The organism is Parasphingopyxis sp. CP4 (genome assembly GCF_013378055.1).
Classification (GTDB): Bacteria; Pseudomonadota; Alphaproteobacteria; order Sphingomonadales; family Sphingomonadaceae; genus Parasphingopyxis.
The window spans coordinates 845,213-866,541 of record NZ_CP051130.1 but is presented as its reverse complement, the minus strand read 5'-3'; the positions used below and the strand labels follow the sequence as shown (position 1 = coordinate 866,541).

22 protein-coding genes are annotated in these 21,329 nt (G+C 57.4%); 14 read left to right on the top strand and 8 right to left on the bottom strand.

The window, feature by feature from the left end; all coding sequences use genetic code 11:
- Positions 1 to 3: 3 nt before the first annotated feature.
- Both guaB and HFP51_RS04105 read right to left on the bottom strand, forming a co-directional pair.
- On the bottom strand, positions 4 to 1,461 hold the full coding sequence (guaB, locus tag HFP51_RS04110) for an IMP dehydrogenase (protein ID WP_176874498.1): 1,458 nt from the start codon (positions 1,459 to 1,461) through the stop codon (positions 4 to 6).
- A gap of 63 nt (positions 1,462 to 1,524) precedes the next feature.
- A complete protein-coding gene (locus HFP51_RS04105) occupies positions 1,525 to 3,006 on the bottom strand; it encodes a M28 family peptidase (protein WP_176874497.1) in 1,482 nt (493 codons plus the stop codon).
- Between the two features lie 174 nt (positions 3,007 to 3,180).
- Between HFP51_RS04105 and HFP51_RS04100 the strand changes: the two genes are divergently transcribed.
- The 3 genes from HFP51_RS04100 to HFP51_RS04090 all read left to right on the top strand — a co-directional run bounded on the left by HFP51_RS04100 (position 3,181) and on the right by HFP51_RS04090 (position 5,065).
- On the top strand, positions 3,181 to 4,143 hold the full coding sequence (locus tag HFP51_RS04100; protein ID WP_176874496.1) for an SPFH domain-containing protein: 963 nt from the start codon (positions 3,181 to 3,183) through the stop codon (positions 4,141 to 4,143).
- Positions 4,144 to 4,158: 15 nt separating this feature from the next.
- Positions 4,159 to 4,632, top strand: a complete 474-nt coding sequence (locus HFP51_RS04095) for an NfeD family protein (protein WP_176874495.1) — start codon at positions 4,159 to 4,161, stop codon at positions 4,630 to 4,632.
- A 73-nt stretch (positions 4,633 to 4,705) separates the two neighbouring features.
- Positions 4,706 to 5,065: a DUF3597 domain-containing protein gene (locus tag HFP51_RS04090; protein ID WP_176874494.1), complete on the top strand. Its 360-nt coding sequence runs from the start codon at positions 4,706 to 4,708 to the stop codon at positions 5,063 to 5,065.
- A gap of 85 nt (positions 5,066 to 5,150) precedes the next feature.
- Here HFP51_RS04090 and HFP51_RS04085 read toward each other — a convergent pair whose 3' ends face one another.
- Positions 5,151 to 5,528 carry a hypothetical protein gene (locus tag HFP51_RS04085; RefSeq protein WP_176874493.1) on the bottom strand — a complete coding sequence of 126 codons (378 nt, stop codon included), beginning with the start codon at positions 5,526 to 5,528 and terminating at the stop codon, positions 5,151 to 5,153.
- A gap of 32 nt (positions 5,529 to 5,560) precedes the next feature.
- On the bottom strand, positions 5,561 to 7,162 hold the full coding sequence (locus tag HFP51_RS04080; RefSeq protein ID WP_176874492.1) for a phosphoenolpyruvate carboxykinase: 1,602 nt from the start codon (positions 7,160 to 7,162) through the stop codon (positions 5,561 to 5,563).
- A gap of 190 nt (positions 7,163 to 7,352) precedes the next feature.
- Here HFP51_RS04080 and HFP51_RS04075 point away from each other — a divergent pair, with 190 nt between their 5' ends.
- The 9 genes from HFP51_RS04075 (at position 7,353) to HFP51_RS04035 (ending at position 15,113) form a co-directional block, all read left to right on the top strand.
- Positions 7,353 to 8,066 (top strand): response regulator transcription factor, encoded by a 714-nt coding sequence (locus HFP51_RS04075; RefSeq protein ID WP_176874491.1) that lies wholly within the window; start codon positions 7,353 to 7,355, stop codon positions 8,064 to 8,066.
- Entirely contained in the window at positions 8,067 to 9,620 is a 1,554-nt protein-coding gene (locus HFP51_RS04070) for an ATP-binding protein (RefSeq protein WP_176874490.1), read from the top strand.
- Positions 9,617 to 10,561, top strand: a complete 945-nt coding sequence (gene rapZ, locus HFP51_RS04065) for an RNase adapter RapZ (RefSeq protein ID WP_176874489.1) — start codon at positions 9,617 to 9,619, stop codon at positions 10,559 to 10,561. Before HFP51_RS04070 ends, rapZ begins: the two co-directional genes overlap by 4 nt.
- Positions 10,562 to 10,966, top strand: a complete 405-nt coding sequence (locus HFP51_RS04060; protein WP_176874488.1) for a PTS sugar transporter subunit IIA — start codon at positions 10,562 to 10,564, stop codon at positions 10,964 to 10,966. It abuts the gene before it with no gap.
- Positions 10,963 to 11,235 carry an HPr family phosphocarrier protein gene (locus HFP51_RS04055; protein WP_176874487.1) on the top strand — a complete coding sequence of 91 codons (273 nt, stop codon included), beginning with the start codon at positions 10,963 to 10,965 and terminating at the stop codon, positions 11,233 to 11,235. Before HFP51_RS04060 ends, HFP51_RS04055 begins: the two co-directional genes overlap by 4 nt.
- A 3-nt stretch (positions 11,236 to 11,238) precedes the next feature.
- On the top strand, positions 11,239 to 12,039 hold the full coding sequence (locus HFP51_RS04050) for an RNA methyltransferase (RefSeq protein ID WP_176876528.1): 801 nt from the start codon (positions 11,239 to 11,241) through the stop codon (positions 12,037 to 12,039).
- A 104-nt stretch (positions 12,040 to 12,143) separates the two neighbouring features.
- A complete protein-coding gene (locus HFP51_RS04045; protein WP_176874486.1) occupies positions 12,144 to 13,220 on the top strand; it encodes a hypothetical protein in 1,077 nt (358 codons plus the stop codon).
- Positions 13,217 to 14,602: a cytochrome P450 gene (locus HFP51_RS04040; RefSeq protein WP_176874485.1), complete on the top strand. Its 1,386-nt coding sequence runs from the start codon at positions 13,217 to 13,219 to the stop codon at positions 14,600 to 14,602. The genes HFP51_RS04045 and HFP51_RS04040 overlap by 4 nt, the downstream gene beginning before the upstream one ends.
- 100 nt (positions 14,603 to 14,702) lie before the next feature.
- Entirely contained in the window at positions 14,703 to 15,113 is a 411-nt protein-coding gene (locus tag HFP51_RS04035) for a hypothetical protein (protein WP_176874484.1), read from the top strand.
- A 3-nt stretch (positions 15,114 to 15,116) separates the two neighbouring features.
- On the opposite strand, the gene rmuC is transcribed toward HFP51_RS04035, so the two are convergent.
- The 3 genes from rmuC to recR form a co-directional block, all read right to left on the bottom strand.
- Positions 15,117 to 16,496 carry a DNA recombination protein RmuC gene (gene rmuC / locus HFP51_RS04030; RefSeq protein WP_176874483.1) on the bottom strand — a complete coding sequence of 460 codons (1,380 nt, stop codon included), beginning with the start codon at positions 16,494 to 16,496 and terminating at the stop codon, positions 15,117 to 15,119.
- Between the two features lie 78 nt (positions 16,497 to 16,574).
- Entirely contained in the window at positions 16,575 to 17,105 is a 531-nt protein-coding gene (gene def / locus HFP51_RS04025) for a peptide deformylase (RefSeq protein ID WP_176874482.1), read from the bottom strand.
- Positions 17,106 to 17,136: 31 nt separating this feature from the next.
- Positions 17,137 to 17,733, bottom strand: a complete 597-nt coding sequence (gene recR, locus HFP51_RS04020; RefSeq protein ID WP_176874481.1) for a recombination mediator RecR — start codon at positions 17,731 to 17,733, stop codon at positions 17,137 to 17,139.
- A 53-nt stretch (positions 17,734 to 17,786) separates the two neighbouring features.
- Here recR and fmt point away from each other — a divergent pair, with 53 nt between their 5' ends.
- Together fmt and truA are read left to right on the top strand one after the other, a co-directional pair.
- A complete protein-coding gene (fmt, locus tag HFP51_RS04015; protein WP_176874480.1) occupies positions 17,787 to 18,689 on the top strand; it encodes a methionyl-tRNA formyltransferase in 903 nt (300 codons plus the stop codon).
- Positions 18,689 to 19,435, top strand: a complete 747-nt coding sequence (truA, locus tag HFP51_RS04010; protein ID WP_176874479.1) for a tRNA pseudouridine(38-40) synthase TruA — start codon at positions 18,689 to 18,691, stop codon at positions 19,433 to 19,435. The genes fmt and truA overlap by 1 nt, the downstream gene beginning before the upstream one ends.
- Here truA and HFP51_RS04005 read toward each other — a convergent pair.
- Positions 19,420 to 21,327 carry an XrtA/PEP-CTERM system amidotransferase gene (locus HFP51_RS04005; protein ID WP_176874478.1) on the bottom strand — a complete coding sequence of 636 codons (1,908 nt, stop codon included), beginning with the start codon at positions 21,325 to 21,327 and terminating at the stop codon, positions 19,420 to 19,422. The genes truA and HFP51_RS04005 overlap by 16 nt on opposite strands.
- Between the last annotated feature and the right edge of the window lie 2 nt (positions 21,328 to 21,329).

Sequence of the window (21,329 nt, the reverse complement as noted above, 5' to 3'; positions counted from 1 at the left end):
TGGCTAGCGGGTCGGATAGTTGGGGGCTTCGCGCGTGATCGACACGTCATGGACATGGCTTTCGCGCAGGCCCGCATTGGTGATCCGCAGGAAGGACGCGCGCTTCTGCAACGCATCAATCGTCGGAGAACCAGTATAGCCCATCGCCGCTTTCACGCCGCCGACAAGCTGATGGATCACATCCTTGGCCGGGCCCTTGAACGGCACCTGGCCCTCAATACCCTCGGGAACCAGTTTGAGCTGTTCGGTGACATCCTGTTGGAAGTAGCGATCGGCGGAGCCACGCGCCATTGCGCCGACAGAGCCCATGCCGCGATAGCTTTTGTATGAGCGACCTTGATACAGGAACGTCTCACCTGGTGCCTCGGCAGTACCGGCCAAGAGCGATCCGATCATCACCGTCGACGCGCCTGCAGCCAGTGCTTTCGCGACATCGCCAGAGGTCCGCAAACCCCCATCGGCGATCACCGGAACGCCCGATTTTGCCGCCTCTTCCGACGATTCCATAACGGCAGTCAGTTGCGGCACACCAACACCAGCCACCACCCGCGTCGTGCAGATCGAGCCCGGACCGATCCCAATCTTGATCCCGTCCGCGCCAGCATCGACCAGCGCGCGGGCGCCCTCGGCTGTCGCGACATTGCCAGCCACGACCTGGACAGAATTGGAAAGCTTCTTCACCCGCTCAACGGCCTCACCGACAGATCGGTTATGACCATGTGCGGTATCGATTATGATCAGATCGCATTCCGCATCGATGAGAGCTTCTGTTCGCTCAAAACCCTTGTCACCAACCGTCGTCGCACCCGCCACACGCAGCCGCGCGGAATCATCCTTGGTTGCGTCCGGATAGGTAACGGCTTTCTCGATATCCTTCACCGTAATCAGGCCAACACAGCGATAATCGTCATCGACGACAATCAGCTTTTCGATCCGCCGCTGGTGCAGCAGGCGTCGTGCTTCTTCCTGGGTAACCCCCTGCCCGACCGTCGCAAGATTGTCCTTCGTCATCAGCTCGGAGACCGGCTGATCCGGATTCTCTGCAAAGCGGACATCTCGGTTCGTCAGGATGCCGACAAGCTTTCCGCTGCTTTCGGTAATCGGAATCCCGGATATCTTGTTGCGCTCCATCAGATCGAGCGCTTCTGCGAGCCGCTGGTCAGGCGCCATGGTGATCGGATTGACAACCATCCCGCTCTCAAAGCGTTTCACGGCGCGGACCGCAGCGGCTTGCTCCTCAACCGAAAGGTTGCGGTGGAGCACGCCGATGCCACCCAACTGGGCCATGACAATTGCCATGTCGGCCTCGGTGACCGTGTCCATCGCAGCAGAAAGAATGGGAATATTCAGCCCGATATCGCGGGTTAGCCGCGTTGTTGTATCTGCTGCGCTGGGCAGAATTTCGGACTCTGCCGGGCGCAAAAGGACATCGTCAAATGTGAGTCCTTCACTGATTTCCATGACCGCGTTCACCTTGCTCGAGATTCGCTGTCGCGTTCCTATAGGAGGGAAGCGCGCCGGTTGCTAGCGCTCAGGTGTCGGATATCGTTGAGGATCGGAAAATGCCCGGCCCAATCCGATGTGGAGGAGTGTATCTTCATGCGCTCCACCGAGCTCAATACCGTCTATCTCATCCGTGTTGCGATGATAGCGCCCGCTCAGGAACCCGTTCAGCAGTTCCGGATCGGTAAAAGACCCACCCACCATCACGGCGGCAACGCCGCGTTCCATAAAGGCCCAAGCATCATTGCGCCGAACGAAGCTGTTCATTTCCAATCCCGTATCGACAGTTCTGCCATATTCGATCGCCACCTGATCAATCAGCGTATCCAGCGGCGTCATGCCCCGTCCGATGATGCCCACCGCCGCGCCGCGTGGCGCAATTGCGATAGTGTCTAGGTTGAAGACGGCCAGGATGTTCTCAAGCGGCAGAGGCGGTGCCTCGGCAAAGGCAATTGCACCCAGCAACCCGCTTTCTTCCGCGGTTGTTGTCACGAAATAAATGTCCCGCTCCGCTTGTTCATCAGCGGCCAGTGCTCGGGCGACTTCGATAACGGCAGCGGTGCCACTGGCATTATCTACTGCGCCATTACAGGTTTGATTATCGGGATCTTCCGGGCGACAAATCCCAAAATGATCGTGATGGGCCGAGAATAAAACGGCTTCACCACTGGCCCCCGACCCGGGGATAAATCCCACGACATTGATGCCGTCATACCGATCCACACGAGTTGTGACCCGAAGACTGATCTGCAGATCGAACAACTGTCTGGTGAATTCTTGCGCCTGTGCGGACCTAGTAAGTTCCGCATAGGCACCGAGGCTCCCCGCTAAATGCCGGTCATATGCTGCAGCAGATATGATGGCCTCGACTGGCGAACGCGCATCGGATGCGAAATAGGTTTGCCTGAAGCGTAAACTGTTCAGCGATGCATCCCATGGCGTGTCCGGCAATGCGATACCGATAATCGCGGTTGCACCGCGCTCGCGATAAAAGGCGAGCCGAGTTCGAAATGATGGTGGATTGTCTATGCCCTCAGGCGCCCCGCGGAGAAGCAGGACAGCCTGTCCATCAAAACGAACATCTGTGGTGCTGCTAGTGTCAGTTTCGCCAGCTTCCAGGCCGTAACCCACAAAGGTGACGGGCAGGCCATCGATCGACACATCTTCCTGATTGCCAAGCGCGATGATCTCCCCATCCACGCTGTCGAGATCGTCATTGTTCGATCCGATCAGTATCGCTCTGGCGTCGGATCTATCAACGAGAGCGACTGCTTGCAGGTAATTGCCATGATACCCCGGCAATATGCCTGCTGCGGAAAACTCTGATGCAATATAGCTTGCTGTCAGCGCTTCACCTGCGGTTCCGGGTTGGCGACCTTCAAATTCTTCACTGGCAAGAATTTCGATATGCCGACGCAAGTCACCTTCATTCGGAAGTCGTTGCGCAGAAGCCGGTAGGGCGAGGAAAATGGCCAAGATCAGGCCGAAAAATCGAAGAAACATCGGATTTCATTGGCAGCTCACTATCCGGCAAGCAAGTTGGGTGCCCATCCGCTTCGACAAACCGCAACTCATCTCGCCCAATGACTTTTCGGTAACGGCGTGGATCGTGGGTAAGGGCATAGGTTTATGCGCGATTTGCGGCTATATTAGCGGAAACGCGGAAGGAGCATTGTGATGGAAGGCTTTTTTGGGCTGGTTTTATTCATTGCCGTATTGGCAATTATTTTTGTGGTTCTGGGCATCAAGATTGTTCGTCAGGGGTACAATTATACGATTGAGTACTTCGGTCGATTTACGACCGTAGCGCAACCCGGCTTCAACTTCTTCATGCCGTTCTTCTATCGGGTTGGCCGCAAGGTAAACATGATGGAACAGGTGCTCGATATCCCGGGCCAGGAAATCATCACCAAAGACAATGCGATGATCTCCACCGATGGCGTTGTGTTCTTCCAGGTGCTCGATGCCGCCAAGGCCGCTTATGAGGTGTCCGATCTCTACAATGCGATTTTGAACCTTGTGACGACCAACCTTCGCACGGTGATGGGCTCTATGGACCTCGATGAGACCTTGTCGAAACGTGATGAGATCAATGCGCGCTTGCTGTCGGTTGTCGACGATGCGACCACGCCTTGGGGTATCAAGATTACGCGCGTCGAGGTGAAAGATATCCGTCCACCGCATGACATTGTTGATGCAATGGCGCGGCAGATGAAAGCGGAGCGTGAAAAGCGCGCTACCATCCTAGAAGCAGAGGGTGAAAAAACGGCAGAGATCCTCAAGGCCGAAGGTGAAAAGCAGGGCAATATTCTTGAGGCCGAAGGACGCCGCGAGGCTGCCTTCCGCGATGCCGAAGCTCGCGAACGCGAGGCCGAAGCCGAGGCGAAGGCAACGCAAATGGTGTCAGACGCCATTGCGGGCGGAAATGCCCAGGCAATCAACTATTTCATTGCGCAGGACTATGTGAAGACAGTGTCAGAGTTTGCCAATTCGCCCAATGCAAAGACGATCCTGTTCCCGATAGAGGCGACGCAGCTGATCGGTACTCTGGGAGGCATTGGTGAACTGGCCAAGGAAGCGCTCGGCGGTTCCAAGGATAATGTCACAGTACCAGGCCGGCCGCCGCGGTCGGGACAGTAATTTGGGGATTGGCAGATGAATATTGGCGGCATGGAGATTTCGGGCGACGCGATCTGGCTGATTTTCGGCGTGTTGCTGCTGATCACCGAAATGATAGCTCCGGGAGCCTATCTTATGTTCCTGGGAGGGGCTGCCATTCTTACCGGCCTGCTCAGCTTTGCATTGCCGATTCCGATTATCTTGCAGTTCCTGTTATTTGCCGCTGCGTCAGTCGCCTCAGTCTATGTCGCCAAGCGCTGGTTTGACGTCTATCCGATTCTCTCAAGCGCTCCCCTCCTCAATGCTCGCGTCGCGCAGATGATTGGGCAGACGGTCGAGGTGGTCGAACCTATCGATGGCGGATCAGGCAGAGTGAAAGTCGGCGACAGTGTCTGGTCTGCCAATGGCCCGGATGCGGAAATTGGCACCCGGATGAAAATTGTCGGCGCGGAAGGCAACCGATTGGCGGTTGAACCGATTGACGCCCTGCCGAAAAGCGATACGACCTAATTCAAACCAATACGGAACGAAGATTATCCGCGTCCGTTATCAAGAATAGCAACACAGTAGAGGGGAAAGTGGCATGGGTATGTTCGATATGATCAAGGATGGAATCGATAAAACGGTTCAGGAAGTGAATGAAACGGCAAGCGATGCTGGCCTTGTAGATACGGGTGGTTTTTGGGGCGGCAATGGAGATCTCGACGCTGTGCTATCGGCGCGCGCAGCCTCCAAGCCGGGTGATTACAACTGGAAAACTTCGGTCGCCGACCTTTTCCGGCTGCTCGATCTCGATCCGAGCTACGGCAATCGCAAGGAACTTGCGCAAGAAATCGGCCGGGAAGATTATTCCGGCACTGCCGAAGACAATATCTGGCTGCACAAGGAAGTGATGAAAAAGCTGGCAGCCAATGGTGCGCGAGTGCCTGATGAGCTGAAATGATAGCCGTGTAAGATCGTAAGAAAAAAGGGCGCTACCGACATATCGGCAGCGCCCTTTTTCGTATGTGACGTTCTGCGTCCCGAATTTATCGGTTGAACAGCCCTTTCGCCATATCGGCGACATCATCGAGCGGGCTTCCATCACCATCTTGGTCGAGGAAACCCTTGGCCTGTTCCAGTAAGCCGCCAAGGCCGCCTTCTTCGGAATCGCTGCCATCTCCCAGTCCCAGCTGCTGGGTGAGCTGTGGCAGGAGTTGCTCAAGGCGATCGAGCGGTAGGCCAGTCTGATTAGCCGCTTCTGCCGCCGCTTCTTGCGGGTCATCAGTGCCATCTCCAGCCAGTTGGCCAAGGATTGAATCGGCGCCAGACCGCAGTTGCTCGGACGAAAGGCCAACTTGGGATGCCAGGTCGTCGAGATTGAGACTGTCACCAGCTTGCGAAAGGATTCCGTCTAGAATGCCCATGATATTTCCCCCTTTGGGATATGTGAGACCGTTCAGGCTGCGGTAGGTGCCGCTTCGCGAACACCCTGATCGACATGTTCTTCGAACTGGCTGAAATTCTCGATAAACAGGCCGACCAACTTGGCTGCCATCTCATCATACGCTTCAGCATCGGCCCAGGTTCCACGCGGATCGAGAATGGCGTCATCGACACCCGGCACTGAGACCGGGACATCAAAGCCGAAATTGCCGTCATTGCGGAATTCGACATGATTCAAGCTGCCGTCGAGCGCAGCATTGAGCAGCGCGCGGGTCGCCTTGATCGGCATGCGATGGCCTTCACCATATTTTCCGCCGGTCCAGCCCGTATTGACGAGCCAGCAATTCACGCCTCCCTTGGCGATGCGCTCTTTCAGCAGATTGCCGTAAATGCTCGGATGACGTGGCATGAACGGGGCGCCGAAACAGGTGGAGAAAGTCGCCTGCGGCTCGGTCACACCGATTTCGGTGCCGGCGACCTTGGCAGTGTATCCGGACAGGAAGTGATACATGGCCTGATCCGGCGTTAGTCGCGCAATTGGAGGCAGAACACCAAAGGCATCGGCGGTCAGCATGATCACATTTTTCGGGACCGGCCCCAAATTTTCTTCCGAGCTGTTCGGGATGAAGTCGATTGGATAGGCGCCGCGGCTATTTTCCGCGAGGCTGGCATCGTCAAAGTCGAGTTCGCGCGTGTCAGGGTCCATCACCACATTTTCGAGCACCGTGCCGAAACGCCTGGTGGTCGCGTAGATTTCCGGTTCCGCTTCTTCGGACAGCCGGATCATCTTCGCATAGCAGCCCCCTTCAAAGTTGAAGACGGCGGTATCTGACCAGCCATGCTCATCGTCGCCAATCAAGGTGCGGCTTGCATCGGCCGACAGGGTTGTCTTGCCGGTGCCGGACAGGCCGAAGAAGATCGCGGTATCGCCTTCCGGGCTGATATTGGCCGAGCAATGCATCGGCATGATGCCGTCTACTGGCAGCTTGTAGTTCAGGATACCGAATACCGATTTCTTCATTTCGCCGGCATATTTGGTGCCGCCGATCAGGATCAGTTTTTCCGAGAGGTTTACCGCGACAACCGTCTCCGATCGCGTTCCGTGGCGCTCGGGATCGGCCTGGAAACTTGGCAGGTCGATGATCGTATATTCAGGCTCAAAACCTGGAAGTTCATTGGCTTCCGGACGGCAGAGCAGCGTTCGGATGAAAAGATTATGCCATGCAAGCTCATTGATAACTCGCACCCGGACGCGGTGATCCGGCTGCGATCCGCCGTAAAGATCCTGGACAAACAGCGTGTCCTTCTTCGCGACTTCGGCCATGAAGTCTTCCTTCAGGGCGGCGAAATGCTCAGGCGTCATCGGGACGTTGACCTTGCCCCACCAGACGCTGTCTTCGGTTTCGCCATCGCGGACGATGAATTTGTCATTCGCCGAGCGGCCGGTGTGCTTGCCCGTTTCAACGACCAATGGGCCGTGCTTGGCAAGCCGGCCTTCGCCGCGCTGAACCGATGTTTCGATCAACGGCGAGGTCATGAGATTCCAGTGTAAATCAGCGGATCCGGTATCGACGCCCTGTTTGGCCAAATCGAAAGCGGGGATGCGAGAGGACAAGTTAGGTCTCCTAAGAAAATCCGGAAGGGATCTGGCAGCCGGGGAAGCGCCGCGATCACTTGATCACGGCCTAAGCAGTTGGCAGCGAAAAAATCAACGCGCTCTATCCAATTCTCGGGTAAAAGCGCCCATTGCCGCGACGTCCCGAGGCCGCTAGGCAGGCCCAAGAACCCTAGATTACGGTATTTGAATGACCGCAACGATTGCCCTTGTCGATGACGACAAGAATATTTTGACATCCGTTTCGATCGCCCTTCAATCCGAAGGTTTTGCGACCCGAATCTATTCGGATGGCGAGACCGCATTGAAGGCCCTGATCGAGAACCCGCCGGACCTGGCCGTGCTCGATATCAAAATGCCGCAAATGGACGGTATGGAATTGTTGCGCCGACTGCGCGAGAAAAGCGCTATTCCAGTGATTTTCCTGACATCAAAGGATGATGAGCTGGATGAGGCTCTGGGCCTCGCAATGGGCGCCGATGACTATATCGCAAAACCCTTTTCTCAACGGCTGTTGATTGCACGCATTCGTGCGATTCTTCGACGCTCGGAACTGGCATCGCAGGGCAATGGCGCTGACGAACAGACCGAAGAGATGCTTGAGCCTATCGTGCGCGGTCGGTTGGAGATGGATCCGGCGCGTCACAGGGTCAGCTGGGCGGGCCAGAATGTGACCCTGACCGTTACCGAGTTCATGATCCTGGAATCGCTTGCCGCCCGTCCCGGTATCGTCAAATCGCGCGATCAACTGATGGACGCAGCCTATACCGATGATGTCTATGTCGACGATCGCACAATCGACAGTCACATCAAGCGCCTGCGGCGCAAATTTCGTCAGGTCGATGGAGAATTTGATGCCATCGAGACACTCTATGGCGTCGGCTATCGCTTCGCCGAAGAATAAGTGAGCCGGAACGAAGATCTTGACCTGCGATGGTCAGCGCGATGGTCGCTGACCAGCCGGATTCTGGCCGTCAACATCTTTGCAATCGCATTGCTTGCTGGCAGTTTTTTCTGGCTCGACAATTATCGTGTGCGCTTGCTGGACGAACGAACCCGGCAAACCGAGACCCAGGCCGAACTGATTGCCAATGTCATCAATCGCGCAACGCCCGACGAACGTGCTTCTGTTATCGCGGCACTCGGAACCCGCAGCGGCCATCGGATCAGGATCTATGGCGATGATGGTATGCTGACCCTCGATAGCTGGCAGGAAGCCGAACCGACTTATATCAACCGAGACCCGGCGACCGAACCCTGGCGCCGCAGCGTGGCCCGTTGGATGGACCGCAGTATCGAAGCAGTTGTTAATGCAGAGCCCCTACCCCGCTTTCGCGAGCCCGAGGTTGATCAATTTTCGGTTTGGGACTTTGCCGTTGAAGTTCCGGATTCTCGGGTCAGCGCGTCACAATTGGCGCTGGCGCCGGATAGAACGCCGATGGTTTCGGTAGCGGTGCCGCTTGATGCTGACGCCGGGTCGGTGGCGCTCATAACAGCGAATGCAAGGGATATCCGGGGTGACGTGCGCAACGAGCGGCTTCGGCTCGGCATAATCATCTTTGTCGCTGCCATTGTATCTGTCTTGTTGTCGCTGTTCCTTGCGCGCACGATTGTCCGTCCTTTGCGGCGCCTCTCTCTTGCGGCAAAAAGGGTGCGGCTCGGCCGAGCCCGAGAAGTGGTACTCCCAAGGTTGCCAGATCGGCGCGATGAAATTGGCATGCTCGCCCGCGCTTTGTCGGACATGAGCCAGGCGCTTCGCGAACGAATTGATGCGACTGAAGCTTTTGCGGCTGACGTTGCCCATGAGCTGAAAAACCCACTCGCGTCACTGAGCTCTGCTGTCGATACACTTCATAAGATTCAGGACCCGGAGCTTCAGGCGCAGTTGCTCGATGTGGTCAAAGACGATGTTCGTCGACTCGATCGGCTGATCACTGATATCTCGAGCGCCTCGCGTATCGACGCCGAACTCTCCCGGACCAATTTCGAGCGGGTTGATATCGGCGATCTGATTGGCGGGATTGTTCAGGGCCGAAGCGAAAGAGGGCGTGACAGTGGCGTTCGGATTGCCTTCGGCCGACCCCGGACAGGCAGCGCGATTATCATGGGTGAAGCCTCTCAACTGGCGCGCGTGTTTGAAAATCTACTCGACAATGCGGTCTCTTTTTCACCGCAAGGCGGGACCGTCAGGATCGCCGCGACGGGCGATGGCGATGACGTATTTATCAACGTCGAAGATGAAGGCCCAGGCATTGCTGAAGAACAGCGCGAAGAAATTTTTCGGCGTTTTCATAGCATCCGCCCCTCGGACGAAGATTTCGGTAAGCATTCGGGATTGGGTCTGGCGATCGCAAAGGCTATTGTCGAAGGCCATGATGGAACGATCAGGGCTGAAAACCGTGACAATTCTGCACAAGGCGCCCGATTTACAATTTCCTTTCCCATGGCGCGCCCATGAGTGAGGCCACACCGTCCGATCGCCGCATATTGTTGGTTACGGGGATGTCAGGTGCCGGTAAATCGACCGCACTGCGGACATTTGAGGATATGGGTTGGGAAACGGTCGACAATCTTCCGCTCAGCCTGTTCGACAAGCTGTTCGAGATCAGCGTGCCGCTTGATCCATCGAAAACGGAACGGTCCATAGCGATCGGAATCGACAGCCGGACACGCGGATTCAACGCCGCAGCCATTGTCGAACGCATCAAAGCCATTTCCGAGAGCCACAGCTTGGAGATCGAAACGGTCTTCCTGGATTGCAGTGGATCGGAACTCCAGCGCCGCTTTTCCGAAACGCGGCGACGCCATCCATTGGCACTTGATCGTCCAGCTGAAGAAGGAATCGGGCTTGAGCGGGAGATGATGACGCCGCTTCGACGCTGGGCAAACTATGTAATTGACACAACTGACTGTTCGCCAAGTGACCTGCAAAAAGACCTGAGAACCCGCTTTGGGGCTGGCAGCACGGATGAACTGGTCATCACGGTTGCCTCATTTGGCTTTGCGCGCGGCATATTGCGCAATTCAGATTTGGTTTTCGATATGCGTTTCTTGCGCAATCCGCACTGGGATCCAAACTTGCGGACCCAGACCGGACTCGATGATGCGGTCGGTGCCTATATCGCCGATGATCCGGCTTATGAGGAGGCGGTTAGCCGTATCGAAGAGCTCATTGAAATCCTGCTGCCGCGTTATCAGGCAGAAGGAAAATCATACATTACCTTGGGATTTGGCTGTACAGGCGGCCGCCATCGATCGGTCCATGTTGCCGAACGGGTCGGCAAACGGTTGCGTGAAGCCGGATTTTCGCCCACGGTCTCGCACCGTGATTTGGCCTTCCCGTCGACTGATTCCGTCGAAAGGGTCGCAGCGGCCAAAAATGATATTGCAGGTGATTGAATGATCGGACTGGTTCTGGTGACGCACGGCAATCTAGCCCGTGAATTTGTCGTCGCGATGGAACATGTTGTTGGTTCGCAAGAGCTGATCGAGGCCATTTGTATCGGCCCCGATGATGATATGGAGGAACGGCGACAAGAAATCGCCGAAGCCGTTGAAAAGGTTGAAGATGGTGAGGGCGTGATCGTCCTGACTGACCTTTTTGGTGGAACTCCATCAAACCTCTCCATTTCACTGATGCGACCCGAAAAGGTAGAAGTAATCGCCGGCATGAATCTGCCGATGTTGATCCGGCTTGCAAGCGCGCGTCAGTCCATGTCGGTTACCGATGCGGTTGCCGCTGCGCGTGATGCCGGTAAGAAATATATTTCCGTAGCGTCTGAAATACTGGGGCAAGCGGCTTGAGCAGCACGGAACGGACGGTCACCATCTGTAATCAGCGCGGCCTGCACGCCCGAGCCAGCAGCAAGTTTGTTACGATGGTCAGCGAATTGGATGCGGACATTCAAGTCTCCCGCGAAAGCCAGACTGTTGCCGGATCTTCGATCCTTGACCTGATGATGCTTGGTGCGGCCATGGGCGATACGATCACAATCAGTGCAAGCGGCGATGGTGCCGAGGAGGCTGTGGCGCAATTGGCTGAGCTGGTTGAGTCCAAATTTGGGGAGGATTGACCCCTGCCCCGAGAGATTTCCGCATATTCCAACCCGTTGGTAAAATGGGCGCGATCGCTGCGCGACAAGAAAAATCGTCGGGCCGAAGGTCGTTTCCTTGCCGAGGGCTTGCGGATACTTTCTGAGGCTCAGCAAAGCGGCCACATGCCGGAATATATCTTCTACGCCGATGATAGCGCCAGGCATCCGCGCGCGCAGGCATTGATCCAAGCGACTGAAAATGCTGGCGGCATGGCAGTAAACACCACTCGGCAGATCCTCACCAAGCTTTCGGGAAAGGATAATCCTCAAGCCGTTGTTGGGATATATCCTGAATTCGACACCAGTCTTGCCAAGATCGACCGATCGACGGCTGACATTTGGCTGGTCGCCCAAGCCCTTCGAGATCCGGGCAATCTTGGCACAATGCTCCGCACGGGAGATGCTGTGGGAGCGGGCGGGCTGATCTTGATCGATGACTGCGTTGATCCTTTTTCCGTGGAGGCAATTCGCGCGTCGATGGGTGCGGTTTTTACACAAGCGCTCGCAACCGCGAGTTGGGGTGAATTCCTGGTCTGGTTGAGAGCCGGCGAAGGACAACTGGTCGGCACTAGCCTTGATGCCGAGCTGGACTATCAAGAACCCGATTATGCACGTCCTTGCTTCGTGCTTACTGGCAATGAATCAGCGGGATTGCCTGCAGACTATACAGAGGCATGCGATCTTCTTGTCAAAATGCCGATGCATGGAAAAGCTGACAGCTTGAACGCGGCGGTCGCGACGGCCGTTATGGCCTATGAAGTCGTGAACCAATTTCGGCGATGAGTAGCGTCCGTCGTCGCCTCGTCCTCTATCTGAGCGGTTTCGATCCGCGAGGGATACGTCACTATCACCAGCTCTATCGGTCGGAAGCGGAAAAACAATCTTCTGTGTCAGGTTATAAAATTGATGTTGGAAAACGGTCCCGCCAGAGCGACCATGTTTATCGCTGGGATGTCCACTATGGCGGCGAGGAAGAATCTGTCGAAACCGAATATCTCTATTGCGAATGGGATGATATCGTTCGCCAATTCTGGGTAAAACGCCCGATCAGACTGGCCTGGGTAACATTGACCGCATCCTGGAGGGCGTTGCGCTCTGGCGTGTTTGCGAAGACCTTCCAATGGAGCTGGCCCGCCGGTGTAACGGCCACGATGCCAGCGATTGCGATCCTGATTCTGTTGATCTTCGGCATTGGTCTGGGTGTTGCAGGCTATCTCTTGATCGGGATTCTGGGCCTGTTGGGCGGTCTCGCGATCGGTGTGGCTTTGCTGTGGCTGGCCTATCAGCTCGAACAGAAATTCAACCTGACTTGGGTTGGGCGGATATTGAGTTTTCACGAACGCGAAGAGCAAAGCCGGACGCACGTGCTGGACCGTCGACGCGATGCATTTGGGGATCTGCTGAAAGCACGGATTGCAGATGGGGGTGTCGACGAGATCATGGTCGTCGGACATAGCTATGGCGCGGCGCTTGCTATCGCGGTGATGAGCCGAGCGCTGGACGATCTTCCAGATGATGCGCCGACGCTGTCCCTGCTCACGGTTGGACAAACGGTGATGTGGCTCGCTTGGTTACCCGAAGCAGGCGCGATGCGCGATGAAATCGCGGCTGTAGCCGAGAGCGATTCTGTAGATTGGGTCGATATTTCAGCGCCGCCCGACGGCGCCTGCTTTGCACTGGTCGATCCGTACACAGCGATTGGCGATCGCAACACAGAGCGCCACAATCCGAAGCTGCTCAATGCAAAGTTTCACGAGATTATGCCTGAGGAAGAATTTGCAAAACCCTCGCGTAACTGGATGCGATTGCACTTTCAGTACATCATGGCGGGTGCGCGAACCGGCGATTATGATTATTTCGCAATCACCGCCGGACCGCAGACACTGGCCGATCGCTTCGCCCACCGCCCCACTGTGCGAGACTTTACCCGGTTGCGCCGTGGGCGCATGAAAGCGGTGAGATGACCGATCTCATCCCTCCAAAGCCCGCAGGCAATCCTAAGAAACTGGGGCCCTTGGCGCGCTTCATAAAGAGTTTTCATTCCTCGACCGCGCCACTCTATGCGAACAGCTATTCAATGAAGCTTGGCGAAGTACGGCTGCCCCGGCGGACCATGTATTTCGTGAACCAGCCCGATCTCGTCCAGAATATCCTGCTGGGCGATGTCGATCGCTATCCAAAATCCGATCTCATGGCGACGATGCTCGAACTGCTGCTGGGCGAGAGCATATTCGTGTCGAACGGGGATTTGTGGAAGCAGCAACGCCGGATGATGGATCCGGCGTTTGAAGGCACGCGGATCAAGGCGATCTTCCCGCTAATGCTGGCCGCTGCCGATGCAATGGCCGAGCGTTTTGATGCCGGAGCTGTCGGCGAGAATAGCGAAGCTGATCTCGAGATGACGCATGTGACCGCGGACGTCATTTTCCGCACCATCTATTCCCGCGCTTTCACGCGCGAAGAAGCAAAGATCATTTTCGAGAATTTCGAGCGGTTTCAGCATCTCGCGTGGCAGCATGGTGTCTGGACGCTGGCCGGTGTGCCGCAATGGCTGTCCGTCGGTCGTCTCCGCGCGCGGAAATCGGCCGGAACGATTCGAGAATTGCTGCATGCGCCTGTTCGCGAGCGGCTTGCGGCCATAGATCGTGGGGACGATGTGCCGGATCGCGATATGCTGGCGAGCTTTATCAATGCTGTCGATCCTGAGACTGGCAAGCGTTTCAATGAACGCGAACTGGTTGACCAGATCGGCATCATGTTCCTGGCCGGGCACGAGACATCTGCTTCGGCACTCGCCTGGGCGCTGTACCTGATCGCGCAATGCCCCGATGTTCAGGCGCGCTTGCAGGCGGAGGCCGATGCGGTGTTTGCAGACGGCCCGCTCGAATTCTCCAAGATGCGCATGCTGCCTTTCACCCGCGATGTGTTTCGCGAAACGCTGCGCCTCTACCCGCCGGTTGCCTTCATTCCGCGCGATGCGACGGAAGAACAGGAGATGCGCGGCAAGCAGATCATGCCGGGTGCGATCCTGTTCATCTCGCCACTCCTCGAGCATCGCCACACTGAACATTGGGATGATCCGGACCGGTTTGACCCCGATCGCTTTGGCCGCGCCGAGACCAAGGCGTCGGAACAAAAAGCCTATTTCCCCTTCTCCAAAGGCCCGCGGGTTTGCCTGGGCGCGGCCTTCGCGCTGCAGGAAGCGGTCATCATTTTGGCGACGATCATGCGGGACTGGACAGTCTCCCCGGTTGAGGGCCATGTCCCCGAACCAATTGCGCGGCTGACGTTGCGGTCGGAAAATGGTATCAGGCTGAACCTTGAACGACGGCGGAAGGACAGATGATGCGGCTATTTGGATTTGCCCTGTTGCTGGCCCTTGCTGCCTGCGCGACAACCTATGCGGGCGGTGAGCCCGTTTATGATGACACGGTGTATTGATGGATATGAGACTGAGCCTTGTGGCAGCCGCCGCGATCGCCCTCCCCCTTTCGGCCTGCGAGGATTTTAGTGATCCTGCGATCACCGATTCCCCGAGCATCGTGACCGATGATGAGACGGCCACCGCCGAGCCTGAACCCTTTTTCCGCGGCGTCGGCCAGGAGCCGGGCTGGTTCCTGCGCATCTATGACGATGTGATTGTTTATGAAGCCGATTATGGCGAACGCCGGGTGACGGCGCGCACGCCGGAGCTCGAAACCTTCGAGGGCGGGCGTCGGTTCGAGAATGACTCGATCACCGTCGAAATCCTCGACGAGCCCTGCACCGATGCGATGAGCGGCGCAGGCTATCCCGCCATCGTGACGATCACGGAACGCGGCAGCGCCCCTGTCCAGGGCTGTGGCGGCGACGTTTAGCGGTTATTCGGCAGCGTCTGGAGTATCTTCGTCATTATCCGAAGATGGTAGCGCACCGGCCGTGGATTCGCGTGCAATCGCTTCGATCGGCGCCAAATCGCCGATTTCATTCTTGCCCGGCTCGATATTGAGTTCGGCAAAGCGGCGACCCGTAGACAGGACGTTGCGCTCAAAACTGCCGACGAATTTGTTGTAATTATTGACCGCCGTAGTGAGCCCGCTGCCGACTGTGCGCATATGCCCCGCGGCAACTGCCAGGCGATCATACATTTCCTTGCCAAGTTGACCGATCTGCTGCGCTTCCTGGGCAAGGCCTTCCTGGCGCCAAACCGCAGCAACAGTGCGCGCAATCGCTATCAGATTGGTCGGCGTCGCCAGCAACACCTTCTTGTCGAACGCATGATCCCATAAGGACGGCTCATGCTCGAGCGCGGCCGTGAGGAAATGCTCGCCCGGTACAAACATGATCACATAGTCCGGCGCGTCGTCGAACTGGCTCCAATAGGCCTTGCGAGACAGGCCTTCGATATGCGTTTTCATTGATGTGCAATGCCGGGCCAGCGCCACTTCACGCGCCTCTTCTTCGTCCGCATTAAAGGCATCTTGATAATCGTTGAGCGACACTTTCGCATCGATCACCAATGCGCGCCCGCCCGGAACGCGGATGATCGCATCGGGCCGCATCCGGCCATCCTCGCTATCGACGCTCACTTCGGTCTGGAAATCGGTATGTTCTGAGAGGCCTGCAGTTTCGAGCACATTCTTAAGCTGTTGTTCGCCCCAACGCCCGCGCGCCTTCGGCGCATTGCGCAGCGAATTTACCAATTTCTCGGTTTCGCTGCGGACGCCCTCCTGCCCGGCCCGCATCTGATCAATCAAACCCGTCAGATTGCCATAGGCTTCGGTTCGCTCTTTTTCGACCTTGCCGACCTGTTCTTCATAGGCCTTCAACCGCTCGCCAACCGGGCTGAGCAGCTGTTTGAGCCGTTCTTCGCTTTTCTCGCCCGCCTGGTTGAAGCGCGCATCGGCGCGTTCGAGAAACTGCTTCTGCGCATCGCCGAGCATCTTCGCGCCGACTTCGCTGAATTGCGCAGTCAGTGCATCCTTGGCTTCCCGCAGCTCGGTCAGCCGTACTTCAAAAGCCCGATCGCGCTCGTCAGCCGATGCCTTGAGCCCCGCAAGCTCCTGCAGCGCGGCGTCGCGTTCCTCGCGAACACCATCCAGTGTTGTGCGCAGGTCGGATGTGGTGCGCTCGCCGTCTTCGCGGAGGCGTGCATTTTCGTCTCGAAGGGGCGCATTTGAGCGATTACTCGCGAGCCAGCCCAATATCGCGCCCGCTATCAGCGCGATAATCACACCAACAATGACAATGATCGGGTCCATGGCCGCCTACTCAAAAAGAACGAATGGTGAACCTAGACTCTGTTGCGACTCCGCACAAGCGAGCTTCGCACACCCCTGTTATGCCGCCTGGGCCCGCCGCGCTTTTTCTAGCTTTTTGAGCACCATATTGCGCTTCATGCGCGAGAGATGATCGATGAACACAATGCCTTCGAGATGGTCCATCTCATGCTGGAGGCAGGTCGCGAGCAGGCCTTCGAGGCGTTCCTCGTGCTGCTCGCCATTTTCATCGAGCCAGCGAGCGGTCACACTGTCCGGTCGGTCAATTTCGGCGAATTGATCGGGAATGGAGAGGCAACCCTCTTCATAGGTCCGTAACTCTTCAGACGGATCGACCAGTTCGGGATTGATGAAGACACGCGGATCGCGAACGGGTTCGCCCTCCTCATCCTCTTCTTCCTGCAGGTCGATCACGAGAATGCGCTTGGGCACACCAACCTGGATCGCCGCCAGACCGATACCCGGAGCATCATACATCGTCTCAAACATGTCCGCGATCAGCGCACGTGTCTCATCCGTCACCTCTTCGACAGGCGTGGAAACAGTTTTCAACCGGGGATCCGGAACTTCAACGATCGGTAAAATGGCCATGGGCTCTAGGTAGGAATTGGCACGAATCAGGTCAAGCGATGGGGCTACGTGCGCGCAACGCCTGGGCCAATGTGCCATCGTCGAGATAATCGAGCTCGCCGCCGACCGGCAGGCCATGGGCGAGCTGGGTGATGCGCACTGGATGCGATTCGAGGCGCTCGGCCAGGTAATGCGCGGTTGTCTGGCCTTCGAGGGTCGCGTTCATTGCCAGCACAACCTCGTCAATCTCTCCACTTGATACGCGGGCAATCAGCGTGTCGATATGCAGGTCTTCCGGACGAACACCGTCCAGCGCCGAAAGCCGCCCGCCAAGGACGTGGAACCGCCCTGGGAATAACCGAGAGCGATCCAGCGCCCAGAGATCGGAGACTTCTTCGACGACACAGAGCGATCGCGCATCGCGTTTTGTATCCGTGCAGATACCGCAGGGGTCGCTCGTATCGACATTGCCGCAGATGCTGCAGGTCGCAAGTTTCGCTTCCACCGTCTCCAATGCGCGCAGCAATGGCGTGAGCGATGCTTCTCGCTTTTTGAGGAGATGCAGCACGGCCCGGCGGGCAGAACGCGGCCCCAAACCCGGTAATCGGGCGAGTGCATTGGTCAGTTGGTCAATCTCTGCAGAGGCCATGGAAACAAGTTAGGGGGTTGCGCTCCCCTTTGCCAAGCGGTTGAAGCAAGGACATGCGGATCATTTTCATGGGAACGCCCGATTTCGCGGTGCCGGCGCTGCGCGCTCTTGTCGATGCAGGGCATGATATTGTTGCAGTTTACAGCCAACCGCCACGCCCTGCGGGCCGCGGAAAAAAACTGCGTCCTTCTGCGGTCCATAAGGCAGCGGAAGAACTCGGGATTGAGGTACGGACCCCGGCAAGCCTGAAATCGGACGAAGAAAAAGCAGCCTTTGCTGCGCTTGAGGCCGATGTGGCTGTGGTGGCGGCCTATGGATTGATCCTGAATCAGGCGATTCTCGACGCGCCGAAGCGTGGTTGCCTCAACATCCATGCCTCGCTCCTTCCCCGCTGGCGCGGCGCGGCCCCGGTGCAGCGCGCGATATTGGCGGGCGATCCGGCGACCGGCATCACCATCATGCAGATGGAGCGCGGTCTCGATACCGGCCCGATGCTGACGCTTGCTGCCACGCTCTCCGAGGGAAAAACTGCTGGTGCACTGACGGACGAATTGGCGGATATGGGGGCGTCGCTGATTTGCGATACGCTGGATGCGCTCGATACGCTTGTCCCGAATATTCAGGACGATACCGACGCCACCTATGCCGACAAGATCACCAAAGCAGAGGCGCGCATCGATTTCTCCCAAACGGCGGAAGAGGTCGAACGGGCGATCCGTGCCTTTAACCCAATGCCGGGCGCATTTTTCGAATTTGACGGCGAGCGATTCAAAATCCTTGCTGCCGATTTTGTCGAGGCGAGCGGCGAACCAGGGAGCGTTGTCGACGACACGCTGACAATTGCGTGCGGCGAGGATGCTATCCGACCGACTCTGGTACAGCGGGCCGGGAAAGCGGCGATGGATACCGCCGATTTGTTACGTGGCTTCTCCATCCCGGTCGGTACGCGGCTCTGATGACCCGATTCCGGCTCACCATCGAGTTTGATGGCCAATCTTATATGGGCTGGCAGCGGCAACCGCATGGCCCGAGCGTTCAACAAGCGATCGAAGATGCCTGTGCAGCGATTACCGGTGAGGAGGCGTTGGTCTATGGCGCAGGCCGCACGGACTCCGGCGTACATGCTCTCGCGATGAGCGCGCATGTCGATATTAAACGCGAGATCACCGCCTTTCGCCTCGGTGAGGCACTCAATGCAAAGCTGCGCGGCGAAGCGATCGCTATCCTGGATTGCGAGGCGGTCGACGATGATTGGCATGCGCGGTTTGGCTGTACAGGCCGCCACTATCTGTATCGGATCGTCAATCGCCGTGCGCCGCTGGCGCTGGATGATGGCCGAGCCTGGCGCATTCCACAGCCATTGAATGAGGAAATGATGCAAGCCGCCGCGCAGCTTCTCGTCGGCAAACATGATTTCACGACATTCCGTTCAGCGCATTGCCAGGCGGAAAGCCCGGTGAAGACGCTTTCGGCGCTGGATGTGGAGCGCATTGGGGATCGTTTGGAGGTGACTGCTTCGGCCCGCTCCTTCCTCCATCACCAGGTACGCTCGATGGTCGGCTGTTTGGCCCTGGTCGGAATTGGGCGTTGGTCGGTTGGCGATCTGAAAGATGCGCTCGAAGCGACCGATCGCAATCGGCTTGGTCTGAACGCCCCGCCGGACGGGCTATACTTCGTATGCGCGGATTATCCCGAGGGCTGACCAAGGCCAAATACGCGGCGCAATGAGCGATCGAGCATAAGCAGCTGCCAGATCAGCCGACCATGTTCCTTGCGTCCGCTCTGATGCTCTTCAACCACCTGTTTGATCACCGGCCGGTTGAACCATTCTGTTTCTGCCAGCGCGGTGCTGCTGACGAGCCCAGTCGCCTCGCTGGCGAGCGCTCCGCGGAACCAGGCACTGATGGGCGTGACAAAGCCCATTTTTCGGCGGAACAGGATGTCCTCTGGCAAATAGCGTCGCATGGCCTGTTTCATCAGCCATTTGCCCGTGCCTCCCCTCACCCGCTGTTTCACCGGGAGTGTGGCCGCGAACTCGACAAGGCGATGATCGAGCAACGGCTCGCGCGCTTCCAGGCTGACGGCCATGCTCGTCCGGTCGACCTTGGTCAGGATATCACCGGGAAGCCATATTTTGAGATCGGCATATTGCGCGGCGGCCAGCCCATCTGCAGCCGGCGCATTTTCCATCGTCCGCACATAGCGATCTTCGGCCCGATGACCCTGAAGTGCAGTTTGCATGGTTTCGCTGTAGAGCGCGGCGCGTGTTGCTTGAGCCGTGACGCCGACCGATTGGGCATAGGCTTCGCCGCCGGATAGTCCGAGGCCCTGCAACGTCGATTTCGCGCGCAGGAATTGCGGCGCCCAATCAAGCTTGGGATAGATCGCGCCGAGACCGCCAAAGATCGGCTTACGCAAGGCACCCGGCAGAAAACGCCGCGCGCGTTCTTCGCCCGCGTGAAAGACATGGCGGCGATAGCCGGCGAATATCTCATCCGCGCCATCGCCTGACAGCGATACCGTCACCTTTTCCCGGGCCAGTTCGCACACCCGATAGGTCGGCAAGGCGCTGGCATCCGCAAAGGGTTCGTCAAAGGCTTCGACCAGCGTGTCGATCAACGGGAAGTCGTCGGCGGCCACGATCCTTTTGCGGTGATTGGTCGCAAAGCGCTCCGCGATCATATCGGCATATTCGGTTTCGTCATGATCGGCCTGGTCGAAACCGATCGAACAGGTTTCGACGGCACCACGACTTGCTTCGGCCATTAATGCCACGACGGCTGAACTGTCGACACCGCCGGAGAGGAAGGCACCGAGCGGAACATCAGATACGAGGCGACTGCGGACGGCTTCCGTCATATGGGCCGTCAGCTCTTCCTCCGCCGCCTGCTGTTTTCTGCGTTTCGGGGAGAATTCCACGTCCCAATATTGTTGCGGTTGCGGCAATGGCATGCCGCGTTGGAGCAGCAGGAAATGGCCGGCCGGCAGTTTTTGCACGCCCGCCACAAAACAGGCATCATCAGGCACATAGCCAAAGGCAAGATAATCCTCGATCGCCTGCTCGCTGGGCCGACGGCGCAGCAATGGATGGGCCAGCAGGCCTTTAAGCTCCGATGCAAAGATCAGGCTGCCGTCCGATACTTCCGCATAATAGAGCGGTTTGACGCCTAATCGATCGCGGCCAAGGAACAGGGTCTGCGCATCCGCATCGAACAGTGCGAAGGTGAACATCCCGTGGAAATGTTCGATGCAATTCGGTCCCCATTGCCGCCATCCATGGAGGATCGCTTCGGTATCGCTATTCGTCTGGAAAACATGGCCATGGGATTCGAGTTCGCGGCGCAAGTCTTGAAAATTGTAGATTTCGCCGTTGAAAATCGTCACCAGCTTGCCGTCTGGCGTTGCCATGGGCTGATCGCCGCCTTCCAGATCGATCACCGACAGACGCCGATGGCCAAGGCCCACGCCCTGCGCGGTCCAAACGCCCGAACCGTCCGGCCCGCGATGCGCGAGCACATCCGTCATCGCGCGGACGCGGTCAGGATCGACAGGCTTTGCCGTTTCGAGATGAAATATACCGGTAAGGCCGCACATAA

Excerpts from the sequence above, each read along its gene's own strand:
- HFP51_RS04075 (WP_176874491.1), top strand. The coding sequence starts at position 7,353 with ATGACCGCAACGATTGCCCTTGTCGATGACGACAAGAATATTTTGACA.
- rmuC (WP_176874483.1), bottom strand. The coding sequence starts at position 16,496 with ATGGACCCGATCATTGTCATTGTTGGTGTGATTATCGCGCTGATAGCG.
- HFP51_RS04095 (WP_176874495.1), top strand. The coding sequence starts at position 4,159 with ATGAATATTGGCGGCATGGAGATTTCGGGCGACGCGATCTGGCTGATT.
- HFP51_RS04040 (WP_176874485.1), top strand. The coding sequence starts at position 13,217 with ATGACCGATCTCATCCCTCCAAAGCCCGCAGGCAATCCTAAGAAACTG.
- HFP51_RS04035 (WP_176874484.1), top strand. The coding sequence starts at position 14,703 with ATGAGACTGAGCCTTGTGGCAGCCGCCGCGATCGCCCTCCCCCTTTCG.
- recR (WP_176874481.1), bottom strand. The coding sequence starts at position 17,733 with ATGGCCTCTGCAGAGATTGACCAACTGACCAATGCACTCGCCCGATTA.
- HFP51_RS04090 (WP_176874494.1), top strand. The coding sequence starts at position 4,706 with ATGGGTATGTTCGATATGATCAAGGATGGAATCGATAAAACGGTTCAG.
- fmt (WP_176874480.1), top strand. The coding sequence starts at position 17,787 with ATGCGGATCATTTTCATGGGAACGCCCGATTTCGCGGTGCCGGCGCTG.
- truA (WP_176874479.1), top strand. The coding sequence starts at position 18,689 with ATGACCCGATTCCGGCTCACCATCGAGTTTGATGGCCAATCTTATATG.
- HFP51_RS04100 (WP_176874496.1), top strand. The coding sequence starts at position 3,181 with ATGGAAGGCTTTTTTGGGCTGGTTTTATTCATTGCCGTATTGGCAATT.
- HFP51_RS04105 (WP_176874497.1), bottom strand. The coding sequence starts at position 3,006 with ATGTTTCTTCGATTTTTCGGCCTGATCTTGGCCATTTTCCTCGCCCTA.
- def (WP_176874482.1), bottom strand. The coding sequence starts at position 17,105 with ATGGCCATTTTACCGATCGTTGAAGTTCCGGATCCCCGGTTGAAAACT.
- rapZ (WP_176874489.1), top strand. The coding sequence starts at position 9,617 with ATGAGTGAGGCCACACCGTCCGATCGCCGCATATTGTTGGTTACGGGG.
- HFP51_RS04060 (WP_176874488.1), top strand. The coding sequence starts at position 10,562 with ATGATCGGACTGGTTCTGGTGACGCACGGCAATCTAGCCCGTGAATTT.
- HFP51_RS04085 (WP_176874493.1), bottom strand. The coding sequence starts at position 5,528 with ATGGGCATTCTAGACGGAATCCTTTCGCAAGCTGGTGACAGTCTCAAT.
- guaB (WP_176874498.1), bottom strand. The coding sequence starts at position 1,461 with ATGGAAATCAGTGAAGGACTCACATTTGACGATGTCCTTTTGCGCCCG.
- HFP51_RS04005 (WP_176874478.1), bottom strand. The coding sequence starts at position 21,327 with ATGTGCGGCCTTACCGGTATATTTCATCTCGAAACGGCAAAGCCTGTC.